The sequence below is a fragment of the Rhizobium binae genome (assembly GCF_017357225.1).
Lineage (GTDB): Bacteria > Pseudomonadota > Alphaproteobacteria > Rhizobiales > Rhizobiaceae > Rhizobium > Rhizobium binae.
The window spans coordinates 3,805,503-3,823,799 of sequence record NZ_CP071604.1; the positions used below are offsets into that span (position 1 = coordinate 3,805,503).

General features: G+C 61.8%; 20 protein-coding genes. 9 read left to right on the forward strand and 11 right to left on the reverse strand.

Annotation, left to right across the window (positions count from 1 at the left end; genetic code table 11):
* Nucleotides 1-13 precede the first annotated feature (13 nt).
* The 7 genes from J2J99_RS18640 to J2J99_RS18670 all read right to left on the reverse strand — a co-directional run bounded on the left by J2J99_RS18640 (nucleotide 14) and on the right by J2J99_RS18670 (nucleotide 7,645).
* Nucleotides 14-490, reverse strand: a complete 477-nt coding sequence (locus J2J99_RS18640; RefSeq protein ID WP_168296063.1) for a chemotaxis protein CheW — start codon at nucleotides 488-490, stop codon at nucleotides 14-16.
* Between the two features lie 2 nt (nucleotides 491-492).
* Nucleotides 493-2,415: a HAMP domain-containing methyl-accepting chemotaxis protein gene (locus J2J99_RS18645; protein ID WP_168296062.1), complete on the reverse strand. Its 1,923-nt coding sequence runs from the start codon at nucleotides 2,413-2,415 to the stop codon at nucleotides 493-495.
* A 266-nt stretch (nucleotides 2,416-2,681) separates the two neighbouring features.
* Nucleotides 2,682-4,388 (reverse strand): methyl-accepting chemotaxis protein, encoded by a 1,707-nt coding sequence (locus J2J99_RS18650; RefSeq protein WP_168296061.1) that lies wholly within the window; start codon nucleotides 4,386-4,388, stop codon nucleotides 2,682-2,684.
* Between the two features lie 32 nt (nucleotides 4,389-4,420).
* Complete coding sequence (locus J2J99_RS18655) at nucleotides 4,421-4,933, reverse strand: chemotaxis protein CheW (RefSeq protein WP_168296060.1); 513 nt, start codon at nucleotides 4,931-4,933, stop codon at nucleotides 4,421-4,423.
* A complete protein-coding gene (locus tag J2J99_RS18660; RefSeq protein ID WP_168296059.1) occupies nucleotides 4,930-6,954 on the reverse strand; it encodes a chemotaxis protein CheA in 2,025 nt (674 codons plus the stop codon). The genes J2J99_RS18655 and J2J99_RS18660 overlap by 4 nt, the downstream gene beginning before the upstream one ends.
* The gene (locus J2J99_RS18665; RefSeq protein ID WP_168296058.1) at nucleotides 6,951-7,319 is read right to left on the reverse strand and encodes a response regulator; all 369 of its coding nucleotides are present in this window, start codon (nucleotides 7,317-7,319) and stop codon (nucleotides 6,951-6,953) included. The genes J2J99_RS18660 and J2J99_RS18665 overlap by 4 nt, the downstream gene beginning before the upstream one ends.
* Entirely contained in the window at nucleotides 7,316-7,645 is a 330-nt protein-coding gene (locus J2J99_RS18670; RefSeq protein ID WP_168296057.1) for an STAS domain-containing protein, read from the reverse strand. Before J2J99_RS18670 ends, J2J99_RS18665 begins: the two co-directional genes overlap by 4 nt.
* Nucleotides 7,646-7,988: 343 nt before the next feature.
* On the opposite strand from J2J99_RS18670, the gene J2J99_RS18675 reads away from it, so the two are divergent.
* On the forward strand, nucleotides 7,989-9,737 hold the full coding sequence (locus J2J99_RS18675; protein WP_205918751.1) for a chemotaxis protein: 1,749 nt from the start codon (nucleotides 7,989-7,991) through the stop codon (nucleotides 9,735-9,737).
* Between the two features lie 34 nt (nucleotides 9,738-9,771).
* Here the strand turns inward: J2J99_RS18675 and J2J99_RS18680 are convergent, their stop codons facing one another.
* Together J2J99_RS18680 and J2J99_RS18685 are read right to left on the reverse strand one after the other, a co-directional pair.
* Nucleotides 9,772-10,857, reverse strand: coding sequence for a tetratricopeptide repeat protein (locus J2J99_RS18680; protein ID WP_168296055.1), 1,086 nt, complete (start codon nucleotides 10,855-10,857; stop codon nucleotides 9,772-9,774).
* Between the two features lie 10 nt (nucleotides 10,858-10,867).
* On the reverse strand, nucleotides 10,868-11,521 hold the full coding sequence (locus tag J2J99_RS18685) for a thiamine phosphate synthase (protein ID WP_168296054.1): 654 nt from the start codon (nucleotides 11,519-11,521) through the stop codon (nucleotides 10,868-10,870).
* Nucleotides 11,522-11,629: 108 nt separating this feature from the next.
* On the opposite strand from J2J99_RS18685, the gene J2J99_RS18690 reads away from it, so the two are divergent.
* Both J2J99_RS18690 and J2J99_RS18695 read left to right on the forward strand, forming a co-directional pair.
* On the forward strand, nucleotides 11,630-12,394 hold the full coding sequence (locus J2J99_RS18690; RefSeq protein ID WP_168296053.1) for a sulfite exporter TauE/SafE family protein: 765 nt from the start codon (nucleotides 11,630-11,632) through the stop codon (nucleotides 12,392-12,394).
* Between the two features lie 164 nt (nucleotides 12,395-12,558).
* Nucleotides 12,559-12,819, forward strand: coding sequence for an ArsR/SmtB family transcription factor (locus J2J99_RS18695; RefSeq protein WP_003552646.1), 261 nt, complete (start codon nucleotides 12,559-12,561; stop codon nucleotides 12,817-12,819).
* A gap of 291 nt (nucleotides 12,820-13,110) precedes the next feature.
* Here J2J99_RS18695 and J2J99_RS18700 read toward each other — a convergent pair whose 3' ends face one another.
* Nucleotides 13,111-13,284, reverse strand: coding sequence for a YdcH family protein (locus J2J99_RS18700; protein ID WP_008533139.1), 174 nt, complete (start codon nucleotides 13,282-13,284; stop codon nucleotides 13,111-13,113).
* A gap of 228 nt (nucleotides 13,285-13,512) precedes the next feature.
* Between J2J99_RS18700 and J2J99_RS18705 the strand changes: the two genes are divergently transcribed.
* The 6 genes from J2J99_RS18705 (at nucleotide 13,513) to J2J99_RS18730 (ending at nucleotide 17,503) form a co-directional block, all read left to right on the forward strand.
* Nucleotides 13,513-13,716 (forward strand): YdcH family protein, encoded by a 204-nt coding sequence (locus J2J99_RS18705; RefSeq protein ID WP_010028538.1) that lies wholly within the window; start codon nucleotides 13,513-13,515, stop codon nucleotides 13,714-13,716.
* Between the two features lie 30 nt (nucleotides 13,717-13,746).
* Nucleotides 13,747-14,241 (forward strand): 5-(carboxyamino)imidazole ribonucleotide mutase, encoded by a 495-nt coding sequence (gene purE / locus J2J99_RS18710; RefSeq protein ID WP_004679370.1) that lies wholly within the window; start codon nucleotides 13,747-13,749, stop codon nucleotides 14,239-14,241.
* Nucleotides 14,238-15,314, forward strand: coding sequence for a 5-(carboxyamino)imidazole ribonucleotide synthase (locus J2J99_RS18715; RefSeq protein ID WP_168296052.1), 1,077 nt, complete (start codon nucleotides 14,238-14,240; stop codon nucleotides 15,312-15,314). Before purE ends, J2J99_RS18715 begins: the two co-directional genes overlap by 4 nt.
* 164 nt (nucleotides 15,315-15,478) lie before the next feature.
* Nucleotides 15,479-15,604, forward strand: a complete 126-nt coding sequence (ykgO, locus tag J2J99_RS18720) for a type B 50S ribosomal protein L36 (protein WP_003582204.1) — start codon at nucleotides 15,479-15,481, stop codon at nucleotides 15,602-15,604.
* 109 nt (nucleotides 15,605-15,713) lie between these two features.
* Nucleotides 15,714-16,328, forward strand: a complete 615-nt coding sequence (locus J2J99_RS18725) for a tetratricopeptide repeat protein (RefSeq protein WP_168296051.1) — start codon at nucleotides 15,714-15,716, stop codon at nucleotides 16,326-16,328.
* Between the two features lie 119 nt (nucleotides 16,329-16,447).
* A complete protein-coding gene (locus tag J2J99_RS18730) occupies nucleotides 16,448-17,503 on the forward strand; it encodes an alpha/beta fold hydrolase (RefSeq protein ID WP_168296050.1) in 1,056 nt (351 codons plus the stop codon).
* A gap of 55 nt (nucleotides 17,504-17,558) precedes the next feature.
* On the opposite strand, the gene J2J99_RS18735 is transcribed toward J2J99_RS18730, so the two are convergent.
* Nucleotides 17,559-18,275, reverse strand: coding sequence for an SDR family oxidoreductase (locus tag J2J99_RS18735; protein WP_168296049.1), 717 nt, complete (start codon nucleotides 18,273-18,275; stop codon nucleotides 17,559-17,561).
* Nucleotides 18,276-18,297 lie beyond the last annotated feature (22 nt).

The window sequence follows — 18,297 nt, forward strand, 5'->3', positions numbered from 1 at the left end:
GGTTGACGCGCGGTCAGGCCGCTGATTGCAGTGCAGTGGCATCCTCGCGCGACAGCAGCCGCGCGAGATCGATGATGACGACAAAGCCGTTTTCACGGCGTACGACGCCGGCAATATAGTCCGAACGCCAGCGCACGCCGATATCGGGCGCCGCCTCGATCTGGTCACGGCGAAACGGCGTGACCTCGAAGACGCGGTCGGCAACGAGACCGAGAGTGAGAAGCCGATTTTCCATCGGCACGTCGAGGACGAGCACCCGCGTATGCGGGGTCGGCTCGGTCTTCGTCATGCCGAGCTTCAATCGAAGATCGATGGTCGGCACGCCCTGCCCGCGCACATCGCGCAGGCCGAGCAGATAGTCGGGACCATTCGGAATCCTAAAAGCTTCCGCATAGTCGAGGATTTCACGGACGACTTCGACCGGCACGGCGAAAATCTCCTCGCCGAGGCTGAAGGTCACGAACTGCGCTTCCAGAGATGTTGGAGCCATGATCAGGCGCTTTCCTTGAATTCGACGTCCCCATCATCGGGACCGCCCATGGACAGATCGAGAGCAAAACCCCTCGCCCGCGCCTGCTGGCCGGCGACCGTATTGGCCGACGCCTTGGCGCCCGTTTTGCGCGGTGCGGCCTGGACCTGGCTGCGAGCAGTGCCGTTTGCGGCCGGCGCGCGCTCGCGCTGCCCAGCCATCGTATCGACCTTGAAAAAGGCGATCGACGTCTGCAGTTCCTCCGCCTGGCTCGCGAGCTCTTCCGAGGTCGCAGACATCTGTTCGGAGGCGCCGGCATTCTGCTGCGTCACCTTATCGAGCTGCTGGATCGCTTCATTGATCTGGGCAGCTCCGATATCCTGCTCGCGGCAGGCCGCACTGATCTCGGAAACCAGCTCGGCCGTCTTGCGGATATCGGGTACCAGCCGGCCAAGCATTTCGCCGGCATCGGCTGCAGCCTTGACCGTGTCGCTCGACATCGCGCTGATTTCGGCGGCGGCCGACTGGCTGCGTTCGGCAAGCTTGCGCACTTCCGAAGCGACGACCGCAAACCCCTTGCCGTGTTCGCCGGCACGCGCCGCTTCGACCGCGGCATTGAGCGCCAGCAGGTCGGTCTGACGGGCGATCTCCTGGACGATGCCGATCTTCTGAGCGATCGTGCGCATGGCGTCGACGGCACGCGTCACCGCCTCGCCGCTCGCTTCCGCATCCTTGGCCGACTGCCGGGCGATCTTTTCGGTCTGGGCGGCATTGTCGGCGTTCTGCTTGATGTTGGCGGCCATCTCCTCCATCGAGGCGGAGGCCTCTTCGGCCGAAGCCGCCTGTTCGCTGGCACCCTGCGATACCTGCTCCGAACTTGCCGAAAGCTGCTGGCTGCCGGAAGAGACGTTGTCGGCGGCCGACAAGGCGTCGGCGACGACACCGCGCAGGCGGTCAACCATCTGCTCCAGAGCAAGGCCCAAGGCATCCTTATCGGAGAGTGGCTTCGGGGACACCGTCAGATCGCCGTTGGCGATTTGATTGGCGATACGGGCGGTGGTCCTTAGGTTGGCGATCATGCTCTGCATCGCGATGCCAAGCATATCCTTGTCGGAGAGCGGCTTGGCATCGGTCGTCAGGTCACCCATGGCAATCTGGTCGGCTAGCGCCGCCGTAGAGCGCAGGTTGGCGGTCATGCCATTGACCGTATTAATCAAATCCTTGATCTCGTCATTGGTTCTGACATCGACCGTCTGATTGAGATCGCCGACTGCTACGGCGTTCGCGACGGTCGTGATCTTGCGCAGACCGTTGGTGATTCCGAGGGTGATCCACAATGCAGCACCAAATGCGATAAGCACTGCGATGCCGGATGCGGAGGCGAGAATAAGCCTGGTCGAGTCATAGAGCTCGTCATTGGCGTGGTTGGTCGCCTGCATACCCTTGCGCTGGATCTCGGTCAGGGCAGCGATAGCACCGCCCATATCGTCGGTCATTGTCTTGAGGTCGCCGAGTGAAAGCGCCATCGCACCTGATTTGTCGCCTCTGGCTTCGAGCTGTTGCAGTTCGGCGGATTTTTCACGGAATTTCTCGCCGACCGTCCGCAGCTTCTCCCAGTGCGGCTTGCCTTCCGCGCTGGCGATGGCAAGGCCGGCATCAACGGCGTCGAGCATGGCCTGCATGTTCTGGTCGGCTTCCTTGTAGAAGCCGTCGGCAGTCTCGGCATCGGTGGAAAGCAGCGCGTTCTTCTGCGCGCGGATAGCGTTGACTTCGGCAATATTGGTGTTCAGCGCCAGTTCCAGGCGCCGCACCGGGCCGTCGATCATATTGCCGCTTGCCTCGTCCAAAGTGCCGAGGCTGAGGGTCCCATAGACTGCGATGCCGATCAGCAGCAGCGTCATGATTCCGAACGCCAGGCCTAGTTTGAGTTTGATGGTGAAACGCATGTGATACCCCGTTCTATGCGCCAAAACGATTAGATAGAGACGTTCCCGTCCACGGAACGTCGAACTTCAAAGCGATGTGTCTGAAAGGGGGAAAGCGATTACATTCACTTCCCGGCAGCCGGACATCTATCGGTCGCAGCGCCAACGCCTACACGCGTTGGGGATAGTCCGCCGCGGGCCACGGAGCGGCCCGAAGGATCACATGGGGGGCGAAGACGCCTGGGCGCCTTGCCCGAAGCGCCTATGCGCTCTCACCAGGGGAGCGCCTATGCGCTCTCCCTGAAATCGTCGTCGCCGGCGTCCGGGCCGCCCATCGACATGTCGAGAGCAAAGCCTTTGAGGCGCTGCTGCTGAGCCGCAACCGTCTGGCCGCGGCCCTGGTTGCGGGCCTGCGGGGCGGGCTTGCGGGCGACCGCCGAGACCTTGATCCCCCGCGCCGATGCGTTCGGCTGCGCCCTGTGGACGTCGGGCCGGGCGCCGGCCGTATCGACCTTGAAAAAGGCGATCGACGTCTGCAGTTCCTCCGCCTGGCTCGCGAGCTCTTCCGAGGTCGCAGACATCTGTTCGGAGGCGCCGGCATTCTGCTGCGTCACCTTATCGAGCTGCTGGATCGCTTCATTGATCTGGGCAGCTCCGATATCCTGCTCGCGGCAGGCCGCACTGATCTCGGAAACCAGCTCGGCCGTCTTGCGGATATCGGGTACCAGCCGGCCAAGCATTTCGCCGGCATCGGCTGCAGCCTTGACCGTGTCGCTCGACATCGCGCTGATTTCGGCGGCGGCCGACTGGCTGCGTTCGGCAAGCTTGCGCACTTCCGAAGCGACGACCGCAAACCCCTTGCCGTGTTCGCCGGCACGCGCCGCTTCGACCGCGGCATTGAGCGCCAGCAGGTCGGTCTGACGGGCGATCTCCTGGACGATGCCGATCTTCTGAGCGATCGTGCGCATGGCGTCGACGGCACGCGTCACCGCCTCGCCGCTCGCTTCCGCATCCTTGGCCGACTGCCGGGCGATCTTTTCGGTCTGGGCGGCATTGTCGGCGTTCTGCTTGATGTTGGCGGCCATCTCCTCCATCGAGGCGGAGGCCTCTTCGGCCGAAGCCGCCTGTTCGCTGGCACCCTGCGATACCTGCTCCGAACTTGCCGAAAGCTGCTGGCTGCCGGAAGAGACGTTGTCGGCGGCCGACAAGGCGTCGGCGACGACACCGCGCAGGCGTTCGATCATCGTGTTGACGTTGCCGAGAAGTTCGCCGATTTCATCATGGCTGGTGATATCGGCCATTTTGGTCAGATCACCTTCCGATACTTCGCGAACCACGATGTTGGCGCGCTTGAGGCCCTTGCTGATCGTGTTGGCGATCCAGAAGGCGGTAAGAGCCGCAGTCAGGAGGGCAACAACGGCGACCGCGACCATCATTGTGCGCGTCGTCAGATACTGCGCCTGGGCACCGTCGTCGGCCGCTTTCATGCGCTGCTTTTCAAGTGTCAGGATTTCGCCGAGCGTCGCGTCGATGTCATTGGCAGCGGACCGTGCCGTGGTGATGGAGATGCTGTTTGCGCCTTCGGCATTGCCGGATTTGACATATTCGCGGATCTGATCGTCGGCTGCACTGAAGGTCTTGGATAGTTCGGCAATGCGTGCCCAGCGCACCTTGCCTTCTTCCGTTGCCAGTGCCAGCACCTGGCTGAAGGCGTCGGCGAAGTCTTTGCGAGCCTGATTGCCCTTGGCGATCGAAGCGGCCGTCTCATCCGCCGTGCGCGCGGTGAGCAAGTTCTTCTGCTGGCGAATGGATTCGAGTTGGGCAATGCTGATTTGCTGCGCCAGATCGAGGCGGGCTGCCGGGCCGGAGAGAATCTTGTCGATCGTGTCGTTCAGCGATCCAAGGCTGAGAACACCATAGGCGGCGGTGCCGACCAGCATCAGAATGATGAAGGTGAACGCCGTCACCAGTTTCGTCTTTATTGTCAAGCGCATCGTCAAACCCCCAAGTTTGAATTCATCCGACGTCAGCTGGCGGCCCCTGCCGCCTTGTGCCTCGATGAAAAAATCGCCCGTAGATTCGGGAGGATGATGAACTCCACGCCCCTCTTCACCAGGCAGTTGATGTAGTCGGCGCGCCAGCGCATGCCGACGCTTGGCGGCGCCTCGCTCGCGGATTTCGCAAGCGTCGTAACCTCGTTCACCTTGTCGGTTCTGAGCCCGACGAGCGTCTGCTCGCCCTGCAGATCGATTTCGATGACGATGATACGGCTGTCGATCGTGGCCTCCGCCGCCTCCATCCCGAAGGCAAGGCGCAGATCGGCCAGCGGAATGACCTTGCCGCGAAAATTGATGACGCTGGCGACGAAGGGCTGGCTTCCCGGCACCGCGGTCTCCGGAAGCAGGTCCAGGATTTCCTGGACGATGACCGCCTCCAGCGCGAAGGTCTCGCCGTTGAGATCGAAGGTCAGGACCTCGACCTCTTCGGCATAGTTCCAGTGTTTGTCGAATCGTTCGGCCGTCGCTGCTGTTGCACTCATCCTGCTACCCGCAATTGCGCCTCCTGCTGCTGACCCGCGACAACCAGGTGCCCGACGTCGAGAATGAGGGCGACGCTGCCGTCGCCGAGAATGGTCGCGCCCGAAAAGGTCGCGACGTCGTTATGCAGTTTCGACATCGACTTGATGACCGTCTGGTGGTCGCCGATGATCTGGTCGACGACGAGGCCGACGCGTTCCGTGCCGGTCGAGATGACGACGACCTTCTGGTGCATGTCGGGTTTCGTGCCGGTGCGGAAGAGGTCTCGCAGGCGCAGGAACGGCACCAGGCTGTCGCGCAGCGAGATGAAGCTGCGGCCGCGCGAGCGGAGGTCTTCCTCAAGCGACAGTTCGAGGCATTCCTCGACTGCCGAGAGCGGGATGACGTAGCGGCCGGAACCGACACGCACCAGCAGGCCGTCGATGATGGCAAGGGTCAGCGGGATGCGCAGCGACACTTCCGAACCCTGTCCCGGCACGCTGACGATGTCGATCGCGCCGCGAAGCGCTTCGACCGTCTTCTTGACCACGTCCATGCCGACGCCGCGGCCGGACAGATTGGTGATCGCCGCTGCCGTCGAGAACCCGGGAGCGAAGATGAGCTGCAGCAGCTCGGAATCGGAGAGAGGCTGCCCGGGATGGATAATGCCGGAGGATTCCGCCTTGGCACGAACCCGTTCGCGATTGATGCCGCGGCCATCGTCCTTGATTGAGATAATCACCTCACCGCCGGCTTGGCGCGCCGAAAGGATCACCGTGCCGGCTTCGGTCTTGCCGGCGGCACGGCGATCGGCAGGCATCTCGAGGCCATGATCGATCGAATTGCGCACCAGATGCACCAGCGGATCGGCCAGCCGCTCGATGACCGTCTTGTCGACTTCGGTTGTCTCGCCCTCCATCACCAGCTCGATCACCTTGCCGGTCTCGCGGGCGAGATCGTGGACGAGGCGGCGGAAGCGGGAGAACAGCGTTGCGACCGGCACCATGCGCAGCACCATCATCGTGTCGCGCAATTCACCGGACAGGCGTTCGATTTCTTCGGAGACGGAGCGCAGCGCAATATCGGCGCTAGCGCTGGCGAGCTGGCTGAGACGCGATTGCGCGATGACGAGCTCGCCGACCCGGTCCATCAGCTCGTCGAGACGCTCGGCCGGAACGCGGACATTCTCAGCCGTCTTCGCCTGGCTGGCGGGCGCGGGCGCCTCGCGCCGCACCGGAACCGCCTCGACCGGTCGAAACTCCGGAACGGCAGCCGGTAGAACGGCCGTCGGTACTGTGGCGACCGGTGCAGATGCGGCAGTGGTTGCCGCGCCGTCGATCTCCTCGACACTGAGTTCCATATCGTCGAGCACGAAGATGAAGACGTCGTCGATCGCCGAGCGATCCTGCTCGCTGGTCAGCAGCACGTCCCAGGAAATGTGGAGTTCCGTCGGTGTGAGCTCGTCGAGGGGCGGAATGGCCGAGGTATTGGCGCGCACCGTGCATTCACCGAGATCGCGCAGCTCGTCCAAGAGGCCGAGCGGGTTGGTACCGTTGACCATCGAATTGGCAGGCAGACTGAAGCGGATACGCCAGCTGTTTTTCTTCTTTGCCGACACCTCACGCACGACCGCAGGCGCAGCAGCAGCGCCCGGTGCGGCCGCAGCCGGCTTGCCGCCGACGGCGGCCTGCAACTGCGCCAGAAGCTTGCTGCCGGTATCACCGTGATCGGCGTCCGGCCGGTCGACGAGGGCGCGCATATGGTCCTGGGCGGCCAGGACGGCGGCGACGAGTTCGCTGGTCGCTCCGACCTCGCCCTTGCGGACGCGGTCGAAGGCGGTTTCGCAATGATGGGTGAAAGCGGCAAGCGCCTCGAAACCAAACATCGCGCCGGAGCCCTTGAGCGTGTGAAGCCCGCGGAATACGGCGTCGACGAGATCCTTGTTGTCGAGTTGGTGGGTCAGGTCGAGAAGACCGGCCTCGATCGCCTCAAGGCATTCGGCAGCCTCCATGCGGAACACGGCAACGGGATCGAGCGTGCTCATCGTCCGAGAACCTTCTTCACGATCTTCACGAGATTTTCCGGATCGAACGGCTTGGTCAGCCAACCCGTGGCGCCGGCGGCCTTGGCGCGCGCCTTGAGATCGGCATCCGATTCCGTCGTCAGGAAGATGATCGGAACGCCGGCCTGTCCAGGCAGCTTCCTGAGTTCCTCGATCATCGTCAGGCCGTCCATGACCGGCATGTTGAGATCGGTCACGATCAGATCGAAGCGGCTGCTCTTGGCCGTCGCGAGGCCCTCGGCCCCATTTACGGCCTCGGTGACGCTGTAGCCGGCATTGGTCAGCGTGACCTTGGTGGTTAGGCGGATGCTGGCGGAATCGTCGACAGTGAGGATATTCGCGCTCATAACGTAACCTCTTTGTGCAACCAGAACCTAGTATCTTCTTGATCGAAGGATTCAATGAGACCTGCGCGTTCAAGTACCTTCAGGACCGAGCCGCGAGCGGGTGTAGAAAGCTTGAGTGTCTTTCCATCAGCTTTTGCTTGGCGGCGCGATGACTCTATGAGTTGAATGAAAATCAGATCCACGTCCGCATTTTCGGGAATGCTGATCACGATCGTATCGCGACCCTGAAATTCATCAGCAAACTTTGTATATAGTTCGGACGCAGAACGAATACCCAGCGTCTCCGGCAGATTTATTGATTCGCAATATTGTTTAGAAGTGTCCAACGCAGCCTCCTCGGCCCGAGAAATACTTGACGACCCTAAGAGGACTCTCACGCCAACGTTAACGCAGGGTAAACAGCGGTTGTATGAAACCGTCGTATAACGATTCCCGGGACACCCAATTTCTCATCCGGGATAAGTTGTACGCTCCTCTCAAAACTTTGAACAAAATTGAATAAAAACAATATATTAAGCAATAACAACCAGCCACGAGGCTCTAGCTCCGCGCCCTCCACATCTTTCGTTAATCACAACGCTGACGAGTCCGGCGCGTTTACCGGACGTTTCCATCCTTCCCGTAGAAATAGAGTCAGATAAGCTGTGTTTTAACGAAAAGGTATAAATGTTGGCACACGCCCTGGTATCGCCGACCGCTGCAGCCTACACCTCCGGGCGGGACATTGGTCGGACCCTGGAAGCCGCCCGCAGCCGTGTCGAGGAACGTTTTCTCGAAGGCGGCACCGTGCTGCTGTCAGTGATGGATGTTCTCAACCGCTTGTTGAATTCCCTTGAGGGTGTCGCGGCGGCGCTCGACAATGGTGAGTCGAGCGACACCGGCGCCGATCTCCGTGCCACAGTGGAGAGACTGACGGCGCTCCCGCTCACCGAAGAAAACCGTCAGCAGGCGCTGGTCTCACTGGCGCAGACCGGCAGGGACTTGCGCAAATACGTCTCCGACATGCAGGAGACGATGCGCTATCTCAGAACTTTCGCCGTGACCGCGAAGATAACCGGCGCCGGCCTTGCCGAATTTGCCGGCTTCGCACAGGAGATTCTGGAGCGAATCTATTCCGGCACTGATGAAGTCAACCGTTTCGCCGCGCATCTCGACAGCCTCGACAAAGAGGTTAAACTCGCCGCCGCCTTCGGCGCCAGTGTCTCCAAGGGCTACGCCGATACCGTGCCGGCCGTTGCCGCCGCCCTGCGCGACGACGCCGCGAAGATCGTCCAACACCGCAAACAGTTGGGCGTCGTCGCCCGCGAGGTCGGCGCGATTGCACGCGGCGTCCAAAGCAAGGTCGCCTCGACGCTCTCCGCCTTGCAGATCGGCGACATCACCCGTCAGCGCATCGAGCATGTGAAGGCCACCCTTTCGCTGCTTGAGGAATTCTTTGCCGGCGAGGAGAGCGCGAAGCTCGACGCCGGCGCACGCAAGCGTCTTCAGAACGTTATTCACCATCTGACCGCAGCGCAGATGAGCGACATGTGCGTAAATTTCCAGCGGGAATCGGAAAACGTCGTCACGACGATCGCCAGTTTCGACCACGACATGCGGGAGATCCTCAAGCTGCGCGACCAGATGAGCGGCGCGAGCGGCGAAGCCAGCGGCAATTTCATGCGCTCGCTGGAATCAAGCGTTTCGGCCGCCCATGAAATCGTCCGGCACGTCGACACGGCAAGCCGCCAAGCCGACCAGGTCAGCCAGTCGACGATCGGCACCGCCGCCAAGCTCTCCGAAGCGATTGCCAACATTCGCGCCGTCAAGACCGACATCCATTATATGGCCTTGAACACCAACCTTCGCTGCAGCCGTCTCGGCGAGGAAGGCAAGTCGATCAACGTCGTCACGGCCGAATTGCGCATTTTCGCCGGCAAACTCGACGAATCCGCCGATGCCATCGTCACCGGCCTGCCGGCGCTCGAAGCCGCGGCCGGGCGCGTCACTCCGGCCACGGATGCCGGGGCGGGCGGCCTGGGAGATCGCCTGACGTCGGCCGTCGGCAACATCCGCTCCGCAGCCGATGTGATGGACAAAGAGCTGAAGGTGCTCGCCGAAAATGGCCGGGAGGTCGCCGCCAAGATCGGTCTGCTGATCGGAAAGCTCGATTTCCAGCGTGACCTCGGTGAGGTCTTTGCCCGCTGCGCCGATGTGCTTGATGAGGCCGCCGGCACCGAGATCGCCGATATCTCCGACCTCGCGGAGGCGATCGCGCCGCTCGATCGCAAGATCTTCAAGCAGTATACGATGGTTCAGGAGCGCAACATTCATCGCCACATCATTCCGGCACGCGAAGACAGCGCGCCTGCCGCGGCTCCCGCCGAGGCTGCCAAAATCGAAAGCGATGAGGATCTCTTCGCCGACGCGCTGTTTTAAAGTCGCCCCGGCTTGGGAGGCGCGGCGCCTCTGTCTATCGCCGCCGGAATTTGTTGGCGGCATCGATCGCCGCCTTCTGCTGGTCGTCCTCGATGCCCAGATAAAAATCCTCGAGCGCCGGATCGGCAAGGCCGGCGCGGCGCGATAACACGTACCACTTCGCCGCCTCGACCGGATTGGGCGCCGTGCCGATGGCATTGACATAGAGGTGGGCGAGCTTGTTTTGCGCCGCGATATTGCCGCCATTGGCGGCAAGTTTCAGCCATTCGAAACCTTTGACATAATCCTTCGGGCCGCCGACACCGTTGACGAGCCAGATGCCGAGATCGAGTTGAGCCGTATCGAAGCCGGCACGCGCTGCACGCGCCATCCACTCGCGGGCGAGTCGCTTCTTTTCCTCCGGCAGGTCTTTCAGCGTCGCGTAAAGCTGCGCCACCGCATATTGCGAATCGGCGATGCCCTGCTCGGCGGATTTCTCATAGAACGGCAACGCCAGCTTCAGCCCCTTCTCGCCGGGATTGTCGGCCACGAGGATCTGCGCCCAGTTGAACTCCGCCGAAGGGTTTCCGGCCTCGGCTGCCTTGCGCATATACTCGTCGGCCTTGACCTTGTCGCGCGGCACGCCTTCGCCTTCCATCAGCATCAGCGCATATTTGAACATGGCCGCCGCATCGCCGCCTTCGGCCGCCTTGCCATACCAGAAGGCGGCGTTCTTCACGTCCTTCTTGACGCCGAGACCCTGGGAGAGGATTTCGCCGATCAGCGTCTGCGCCGCCGGATCGCCGAGCTGGGCGCGCGGCAGCGCCTTATCCATTGCGGTCAGGTAGTAGCCGCGCTGATAGGCGCCGTAAGCCTCGTCGATCGGCCCCTTGTAGTCCTTCTCCGGCGGCAGGTCGGGCAGCTTCGCACCCATCCGGTCGAACACGCCGACGCCATCGGAGGGCTTTACGTCGTCCTCGCCGGTCAGCCGATCGGTGCGGAAGGTCGAAGCCGGCGCCGTGCCCGGCTGGCTGATGACGCTGTCGGGCGCCTGCGCCAGCGCAATATCGGGCCTGGCCGCAGCGAGGACGGCCATGCCTGCAAGAAAATATTTCAAAAGGCGGGCGGGCGGGATCGGCATGAGCGCGATTTCAATCCTCAAACCGTGGCGCTTTTTCGTCAAGCAACGCGTTGATCTCGGCAATGATTGATGGCGCCCGGGCGGGATCGTCGAAGACCGCCAACCGCAGCGCCACGAACTCCGCTCCTGTCTCGGCAACGGCGAGCGCCGAGGTCGGGTCGCTGCCGCCCATGACGATGCAGGGAATTTCGATCATCGAAGCCCACCATTCGCCAAGCGCAAGATTCTTCGGATGCGCCTCCGGCTTGATGTCGCCATCGAGCTTGCCGAAGAAGATATAGTCCGGCCTCACTTCGCCGATCTCCAGTGCCGTGTGCCGGTCGGCCGCATTGCCTCCGCCGACGATCATTTTCGGGGCGTGCTTGTCGATCGCCTCCGAGAGCACCTCGGCATTGCCGGAAAGATGCAGGCCATCGGCCTTCGCCCGTCCCGCCACGCGGCTATCGCCCGCAATCAGCGCCGCGGCGCCGGCATCCTGAATGACAGGCACCAGCTTTTCGGCATGTTTCTGGAAGGTGCCGTCGTCGAGCCCGTATTGCGGCACGATCACCGAGGCGACATCGCCGCCCTTCAGCGCATCGGCGACGATCCTTGCCTGTTCATCGGCGTTGGCGATATCAGGGGCGATGAGCACCAGGCGGCAGCGGTTTTCGGGTTCGGTCATGAGGTCTTTCCGTTTCCTGCGAATTCCCTCTTCGAAAGGACGGATCCGCACTCGTTTTGTGTGAGTAGTTCCGTTAGAGGAGGCTTGCAAGAGGAGGACGCCGAAAGCATGCCGCAGGATTTGTCATTCTACTACGCCGCCGTGCCCGCCGTTCTCTTGGTCGGCCTCGCAAAAGGCGGCATGGGCGACGCTTTGTCGCTGATCGGCTTGCCCTTTCTCGCCTTGGTCGTTTCGCCGGTCGAGGCGGCTGCGATCCTTCTGCCGATCCTCGTCTTCATGGATATGATCTCGCTGGTCGTCTGGCGCAAGCACGGCGACTGGACGACGCTGAAGATCATGTTGCCCGGCGCGATCTTCGGCATCGGCCTCGGCTGGGCGACCTCGGCGCTCGTTCCGGGCAACATCCTGCGCATCGTCATCGGCGCGGTGACCATCCTCTTCTGCCTGCGCTATTTCTGGAACAATTTCGGCCCGGGCGCCGACAGGGTGATCCCGCCGCGCGGCCAGCGGCCGATCGCTGCTGGTTTCTGGGGCGCGTTCTCGGGTTACGGCAGCTTCGTCGCCCATGCCGGCGGCGCCCCTTTCCAGGTCTATGCGCTGCCGCTCGAGCTGCAGCCGCGCGAATATACCGGCACGAGCGTGCGCTTCTTCGCGATCCTCAATGCCATCAAGCTCATCCCCTATTTCGCGCTCGGCCAGCTCGACACGCAGAATCTCGCGACCTCGGCGACGTTGCTGCCTTTCGCCCCGCTTGCCACGCTTGCCGGCGCCTGGTGCGTGCGCCGCATGAAGCCGGAGATTTTCTATCCCTTCATGTATGCGATGGCCTTCATCGCCGCCTTGCTGATCGTGCGCGAGGGCCTTGGAGGGTAAGGGCGGTCCTGCCGTGTCCTTAATTGAAATCGACTTCACTAATTATGCAGCAATTCGAAGTGGAGTAGCGTCCCGAGCGCGCCTGAAAAGACGCGCAGCGCTCTCCTACGCTGCAACGCACAATTTTCTTGCCGCCGCGGCCGGTTTGACGTAGCGTTCCCGCCATGTCGAACACGGACCCCTTCTCTGCAATTGCCGATCCGAACCGGCGGTTTCTGCTGGAGGAATTGCGGCGTGCGCCCCGGACAGTCAATGAGCTTGCCGAGGGCCTGCCGATCAGCCGCCCCGCTGTTTCGCAACACCTGAAGGCGCTGCTCGACAGCAACCTCGTCTCGGTGACGTCGGAAGGAACGAAACGCATCTACGCGGTCAATAACCGCGGCTTCGACAAGCTCAATCTGTGGCTGGATCAGTTCTGGGCCTGATCGCCCTCCCCTAAACGTGTCGCGATCTTTCAGATGCGCTTCGCACGCTTTAGGTCTTTGTTTCCACGCATGTCTTTATCGCAATACCGCTGCACACTTTTGCGAGACATGCTCTCAGACCGCCGGGCCCAATCATGCGAGCGCGATCTACCGCGCCAGATGCAAAAGCGCCAGCCGCGAGCATCGGGCTGGCGCAATTCTGGTGTTAAATCACCGGGTCTTGCAAATTTTAGGCGGAATGGATGGTTTACCTCTTACGCAAGATGATCGTCCGGCGACCCTTGGGAAGATCTAATGGACGGATGACTTGAGACGCTGAATCTCGTCCTTGATGCGCAGCTTGCGGCGCTTGCATTCGGCAATTTCCGTATCGGAGATAGAGGGAGCTGTTCTAAGTGCATGCAGCTCCTCCTCGAGAGCGACATGCTTTTTCTGGAGTGATTCAAGATGAGCTTCAACTGTCATTTGACCCTTCCTTCCTCTTACCCTCCCCGGCCATCATCGTCGGGGATCAAGGTGTCAACGCGCCGGACTGTGACATATTTTTGAAGGCTTGTCGAAGGCGAAAAGATGAAGATGAGATGGCAAATTCATGATCAAGACTAACTAGCCGTTACCCGTATTTGGTGATAGGAGCTTGCGGAAATCATCGGCAGATCGGACAAGATCCGAAGACGATAACGGGGAATACATATGGCCGATCAGGAACAGGCGGAAATCAGGCTCATGGTGGCGCGTCTGCGTCAGGAGCACGAGGATTTCGACGCCGCGATCAACGCCATGATCGAGACCGGATGCGACGCTTTGCGAATTCAGCGCATGAAAAAGAAGAAGCTCGTTATCAAGGACAAGCTCTCCAAGCTGGAAGATCAGATCGTCCCTGATATCATCGCCTGATCGTATCGCTTGAAAGGAACAGCGGCAACGATGACAGACAGACCACCCGTCGCCATTATCATGGGCAGCCAATCCGATTGGGAAACCATGAAGAACGCGGCCGATACGCTGGAAGCCCTCGAAATCCCGTATGATGCGCGCATCATCTCGGCGCACCGCACGCCCGACCGCATGGCGAATTTCGCCAAGGGCGCGCGCGCCGAGGGTTTCAAGGTCATCATCGCCGGCGCCGGCGGCGCCGCCCATCTGCCGGGCATGACCGCATCGATGACGCCGTTGCCGGTCTTCGGCGTGCCGGTCCAGTCGAAAACCATGTCCGGCCAGGACAGTCTTCTGTCCATCGTCCAGATGCCGGCCGGCATTCCTGTGGGAACCCTCGCCATCGGCAAGGCGGGCGCCGTCAACGCCGCCCTTCTCGCCGCCGCAGTGCTTGCGCTTTCCGACGAAGAAATCGCCGAGCGGCTCGACGAATGGCGCGAACGTCAGAGTGCCAGCATCGCCGAATACCCGATGGACGACCAATGACCGTAAGAACGATCGGCATTGTCGGCGGCGGCCAGCTCGGCCGCATGCTGGCGATTGCCGCCGCCAGGCTGAATTTCCGCACGATCATTCTCGAGCCGCAGGCGGACTGCCCGGCCGCGCAGCTCGCCAATCGGCAGATCACCGCCGCCTATGACGATCCGGCGGCGCTGGCCGAACTTGCCGCCGCCTGCGATGTCGTCACCTACGAATTCGAGAACGTGCCCGTCGCAGCCGCAGAAACGCTTTCGGCAAGCATTCCCGTCTATCCGCCACCGAAGGCGCTGGAAGCCGCCCAGGACCGCCTGGTCGAAAAGCGCTTCCTCAACGATTGCGGCATCACCACCGCCCGCTTTCACGCAATCGACAGCCAGGCCGATCTCGAGGCGGCGCTTAAGGATTTCGTCGGCCAGGGCGTATTGAAGACCCGCCGTCTCGGTTATGACGGTAAGGGGCAGAAGGTTTTCCGTTCGGTGGCCGACAGCCCGGACGACGCCTATGCCGCGCTCGGCGCCGTGCCGCTGATCCTCGAAAGCTTCGTCGCCTTCGAACGCGAGGTTTCGATCATCGCCGCGCGAACCGCGGACGGCACAGTGGTCTGCTTCGATCCCGCCGAAAATGTACACCGCAACGGCATCCTCCATACCTCGACCGTTCCCGCCGCGATCCCCGAGACGACGGGCAAAGCCGCACGTCGGGCGGCGGAAAAAATTCTTGCGGCATTGGACTATGTCGGCGTCATCGGCATAGAATTCTTCGTGCTTGCCGACGGCAGCCTGATCGCCAACGAGATGGCTCCGCGGGTCCACAATTCCGGACACTGGACGGAGGCGGCCTGCGCCGTCAGCCAGTTCGAGCAGCATATCCGCGCCGTCGCCGGCCTGCCGCTCGGCAATGGCGAGCGTCATTCCGACTGCGTCATGCAGAACCTGATCGGCGACGATATCCTTGCAGTTCCCGAGTGGCTGCGACGTCCCGATACGCTGGTCCATCTCTACGGCAAGACCGAATGGCGCCCGGGCCGCAAGATGGGCCATGTCACCACATTGGCGCCGAAATCGCCGCTTTCCCGGTGAGAAAACACCCTCTCACCTTGGGAAAAACACCGTCACGTGGTTGACACGGAAAAGGCGACGGGGTATCTGCTCCCCCACCTAAAGAGCGCGCCCCGACGGCGCGCTTTTGATTGTTAAAGATACGGGCGAATGTGAATTCCCCATAGAGATCGCGGATCAGAAAAATGAAGATCAAGAATTCGCTCAAGTCGCTCAAGGCTCGCCACCGTGACAACCGTCTGGTTCGCCGCAAGGGCCGCATCTACATCATCAACAAGCTGAACCCGCGCTACAAGGCTCGTCAGGGCTGATTGCCCGCATCCGGATTACTGCGCCGCGCAGATTGCGCCGGCGGATATCCGGAGGGTCGCTGTGGTGATCACGTCTAATTTGTTTGATCTTCGGCGCTGGCGGGCTAATATGTCCGCCATGCGCCTTTTTGCTTTGATGCCAGCGGCCTTGCCGCTCTTTCTCGTCCTCTCCGCCTCTCCGCTTCCGGCCATCGCGGCGGAAAAGGATGTCATCGTTGAGCAGAGCAACGTCAATAATTCGCCGAAGCAGCGCCTCGACCAGCTCTTCAGCCAGCTGAAGCGCGAGCGCGACCCCGACAAGGCCAGCAGCATCGCCAACGAAATTCGCCTGGAATGGAATGATTCCGGCAGCGCGACCGTCAATCTGCTGATGCAGTGGGCCGACGAGGCGATTGAGGAAAAGCGCAATCCCGCCGCTCTCGATTTCCTCGACGAGGCGATAGCGCTGAAGCCTGATTACGCCGAAAGCTGGAATCGGCGCGCCACACTGAATTTCGTCATGGGCAATTACCGCAAGTCGATGTCCGACATCGAGCACGTGCTCAATCTCGAGCCGCGCCATTTCGGCGCCCTTTCCGGCATGGCCGCGATCCTCAGCAATGCAGGCAACGATGAGCTGACGTTGAAAGCCTGGGAGCGGTTCCTCGACATCTATCCCGCCGAGCGCACCGCGCAGGAACAGGTCAATACGCTGTCGGAAAAACTTGCCGGCAACCGCACTTGATCTCGCTCACCCGATCTTGAAGCCCGGCCGGACCGCACAATTTTAGTATTGTCGAGGGGGCCACGTGGCGCTTCGCCCACCCTTCTCGAGAACCGCCGCAACCACCGCCCGTAACGATCATGCTCGCAGAAGTTTCCGCTCTTCTCGCTCCCCTCGCCGCTGCCATCGGCTACTCGTCTTACAAGGCGCGGCGATTAGAACAGACCTATCCCAATATCGGTGAACTGACGGATGTCGGCGGCTACCGCATGAATGCCGTCCATCTCAAGCGTCCGGAACATGCCGATCTGCCCCCTCTCGTCTTCATTCATGGCGCCAGCGGCAATCTGCTCGACCAGGTCGTCGCCTTCCGCACTGCACTCGAGGGCCGGGCCGAAATGCTCTTCGTCGATCGTCCCGGTCACGGCTATTCCGAACGCGGTGGCCCTGAAAATGCGGTGCCGTCCGGCCAGGCGGATGCGATCGCCCGGCTGATGGAGGCACGCGGCATCGACAGGGCGATCATCGTCGGTCATTCTTTCGGCGGCGCGATCACCGCAACTTTCGGCCTGCGCCATCCTGAAAAGACAGCCGGCCTGCTCTTTCTGGCACCCGCCACCCATCCTTGGCCGGGCGGCATCGACTGGTATTATCATGTCGCGACGGCGCCGCTCGTCGGCTGGCTGTTCAACCACGCCATCGTCGTGCCGCTGGGGCTCAGCCGGCTCGAGCGCGGCACGCTGAATGTCTTCCGCCCCAATCCGCGCCCGCTCGATTACATCGAAAAGACCGGCCCATCACTGGTGCTGCGGCCCCGCACCTTCCGCAACAACGCCGCCGATTTCAAAAGGCTGCTCGCCTATCTGAAGGAGCACTCGCCGCTCTATTCGCAGATCACCGCGCCGACCGTCATCATAACAGGCGACAGCGACGAGATCGTCTGGGAACACCTGCATTCACGCGGCCTTGCCCGCGATATAGCAGCCTCCGAACTCATCACCGTCCGCGGCGTCGGCCACAAGCCGGATTATCTTGCAACCGATGTCGCCATCGCCGCCATCGAGAAGATCGCCGGCATGCCGCGCGACCTTCAGGCGATCGCCCGTCGGGCAGAAGAGAGGCTCGCCGCCGCATCAAGCAATAGGACGCATGCAGCCGCGCCCTCGTTGAGACCAGACGCCCTTCACGGCGCATGACCTTTGCGGCTCGAGCTCGCCGAAGAGACCATCGGCAGTATCACCGAAACCTGCATCAGGCGCCGAGACGCACACCGCCGTCGCAGGTGATCACGTGGCCACTCATGAAGCCGTTTCCGATCAGGAAGGCGATTGCCTCCGCGATATCCTCCGGCCTGCCGACGCGACCGACCGGCGTGCGGCTGGCGAAGTCCGCAAAGACGCTGCCCCGCTGCTCCGACGGCAGGATACTCCACCACGGCGTATCGACGACCCCCGGCGAAACGCCGTTAACGCGCAACGGTTTCAATTCGGCGGCCAGCACCGGCACCATCGCCTCGATGCCGGCATTGACGGCAGCAAGCCCAGCCGTACCGGGCATCGCGGCCTGCGCACTGACCGCCGAAACGAAAGTGATGCTGCCGCCTGGCTGCAGCAGCGGCAATGCTGCCTGAGCTGCTGCGGCATGCGGAATGAGCTTGGTCTGGAACCCGGCAAGTAGATCGGCCATGTCGAGTGTAGCAAAAGGCCCGGCGCCATGGCCGCTGCTCATGGCCAGCACCAGATGACCGAACGCGCCGATCTCGGCAAAAACCTCCCCGAGTGCCGATAGCTTCGCTGCATCGAGCACGAGGCTGCGCAGATCACCGTCGATCGATGCTTTTGCCGCGGCAAGCTTCTCGCCGTCACGGCCCGCGATTGTGACCGTATATCCCTGTTTCAAAAGTAATTTCGCCGTAGCAAAGCCGATGCCGGAAGACCCGCCGATGACGACGACATGCTGTAAAGACATGATGCTGCTCCTTGATTATTCG

Coding starts and splice junctions, on each gene's coding strand:
- J2J99_RS18640 (WP_168296063.1), bottom strand. CDS start 490: ATGGCTCCAACATCTCTGGAAGCGCAGTTCGTGACCTTCAGCCTCGGC.
- J2J99_RS18645 (WP_168296062.1), bottom strand. CDS start 2,415: ATGCGTTTCACCATCAAACTCAAACTAGGCCTGGCGTTCGGAATCATG.
- J2J99_RS18650 (WP_168296061.1), bottom strand. CDS start 4,388: ATGCGCTTGACAATAAAGACGAAACTGGTGACGGCGTTCACCTTCATC.
- J2J99_RS18655 (WP_168296060.1), bottom strand. CDS start 4,933: ATGAGTGCAACAGCAGCGACGGCCGAACGATTCGACAAACACTGGAAC.
- J2J99_RS18660 (WP_168296059.1), bottom strand. CDS start 6,954: ATGAGCACGCTCGATCCCGTTGCCGTGTTCCGCATGGAGGCTGCCGAA.
- J2J99_RS18665 (WP_168296058.1), bottom strand. CDS start 7,319: ATGAGCGCGAATATCCTCACTGTCGACGATTCCGCCAGCATCCGCCTA.
- J2J99_RS18680 (WP_168296055.1), bottom strand. CDS start 10,857: ATGCCGATCCCGCCCGCCCGCCTTTTGAAATATTTTCTTGCAGGCATG.
- J2J99_RS18685 (WP_168296054.1), bottom strand. CDS start 11,521: ATGACCGAACCCGAAAACCGCTGCCGCCTGGTGCTCATCGCCCCTGAT.
- J2J99_RS18690 (WP_168296053.1), top strand. CDS start 11,630: ATGCCGCAGGATTTGTCATTCTACTACGCCGCCGTGCCCGCCGTTCTC.
- J2J99_RS18695 (WP_003552646.1), top strand. CDS start 12,559: ATGTCGAACACGGACCCCTTCTCTGCAATTGCCGATCCGAACCGGCGG.
- J2J99_RS18700 (WP_008533139.1), bottom strand. CDS start 13,284: ATGACAGTTGAAGCTCATCTTGAATCACTCCAGAAAAAGCATGTCGCT.
- J2J99_RS18705 (WP_010028538.1), top strand. CDS start 13,513: ATGGCCGATCAGGAACAGGCGGAAATCAGGCTCATGGTGGCGCGTCTG.
- purE (WP_004679370.1), top strand. CDS start 13,747: ATGACAGACAGACCACCCGTCGCCATTATCATGGGCAGCCAATCCGAT.
- J2J99_RS18715 (WP_168296052.1), top strand. CDS start 14,238: ATGACCGTAAGAACGATCGGCATTGTCGGCGGCGGCCAGCTCGGCCGC.
- ykgO (WP_003582204.1), top strand. CDS start 15,479: ATGAAGATCAAGAATTCGCTCAAGTCGCTCAAGGCTCGCCACCGTGAC.
- J2J99_RS18725 (WP_168296051.1), top strand. CDS start 15,714: ATGTCCGCCATGCGCCTTTTTGCTTTGATGCCAGCGGCCTTGCCGCTC.
- J2J99_RS18730 (WP_168296050.1), top strand. CDS start 16,448: ATGCTCGCAGAAGTTTCCGCTCTTCTCGCTCCCCTCGCCGCTGCCATC.
- J2J99_RS18735 (WP_168296049.1), bottom strand. CDS start 18,275: ATGTCTTTACAGCATGTCGTCGTCATCGGCGGGTCTTCCGGCATCGGC.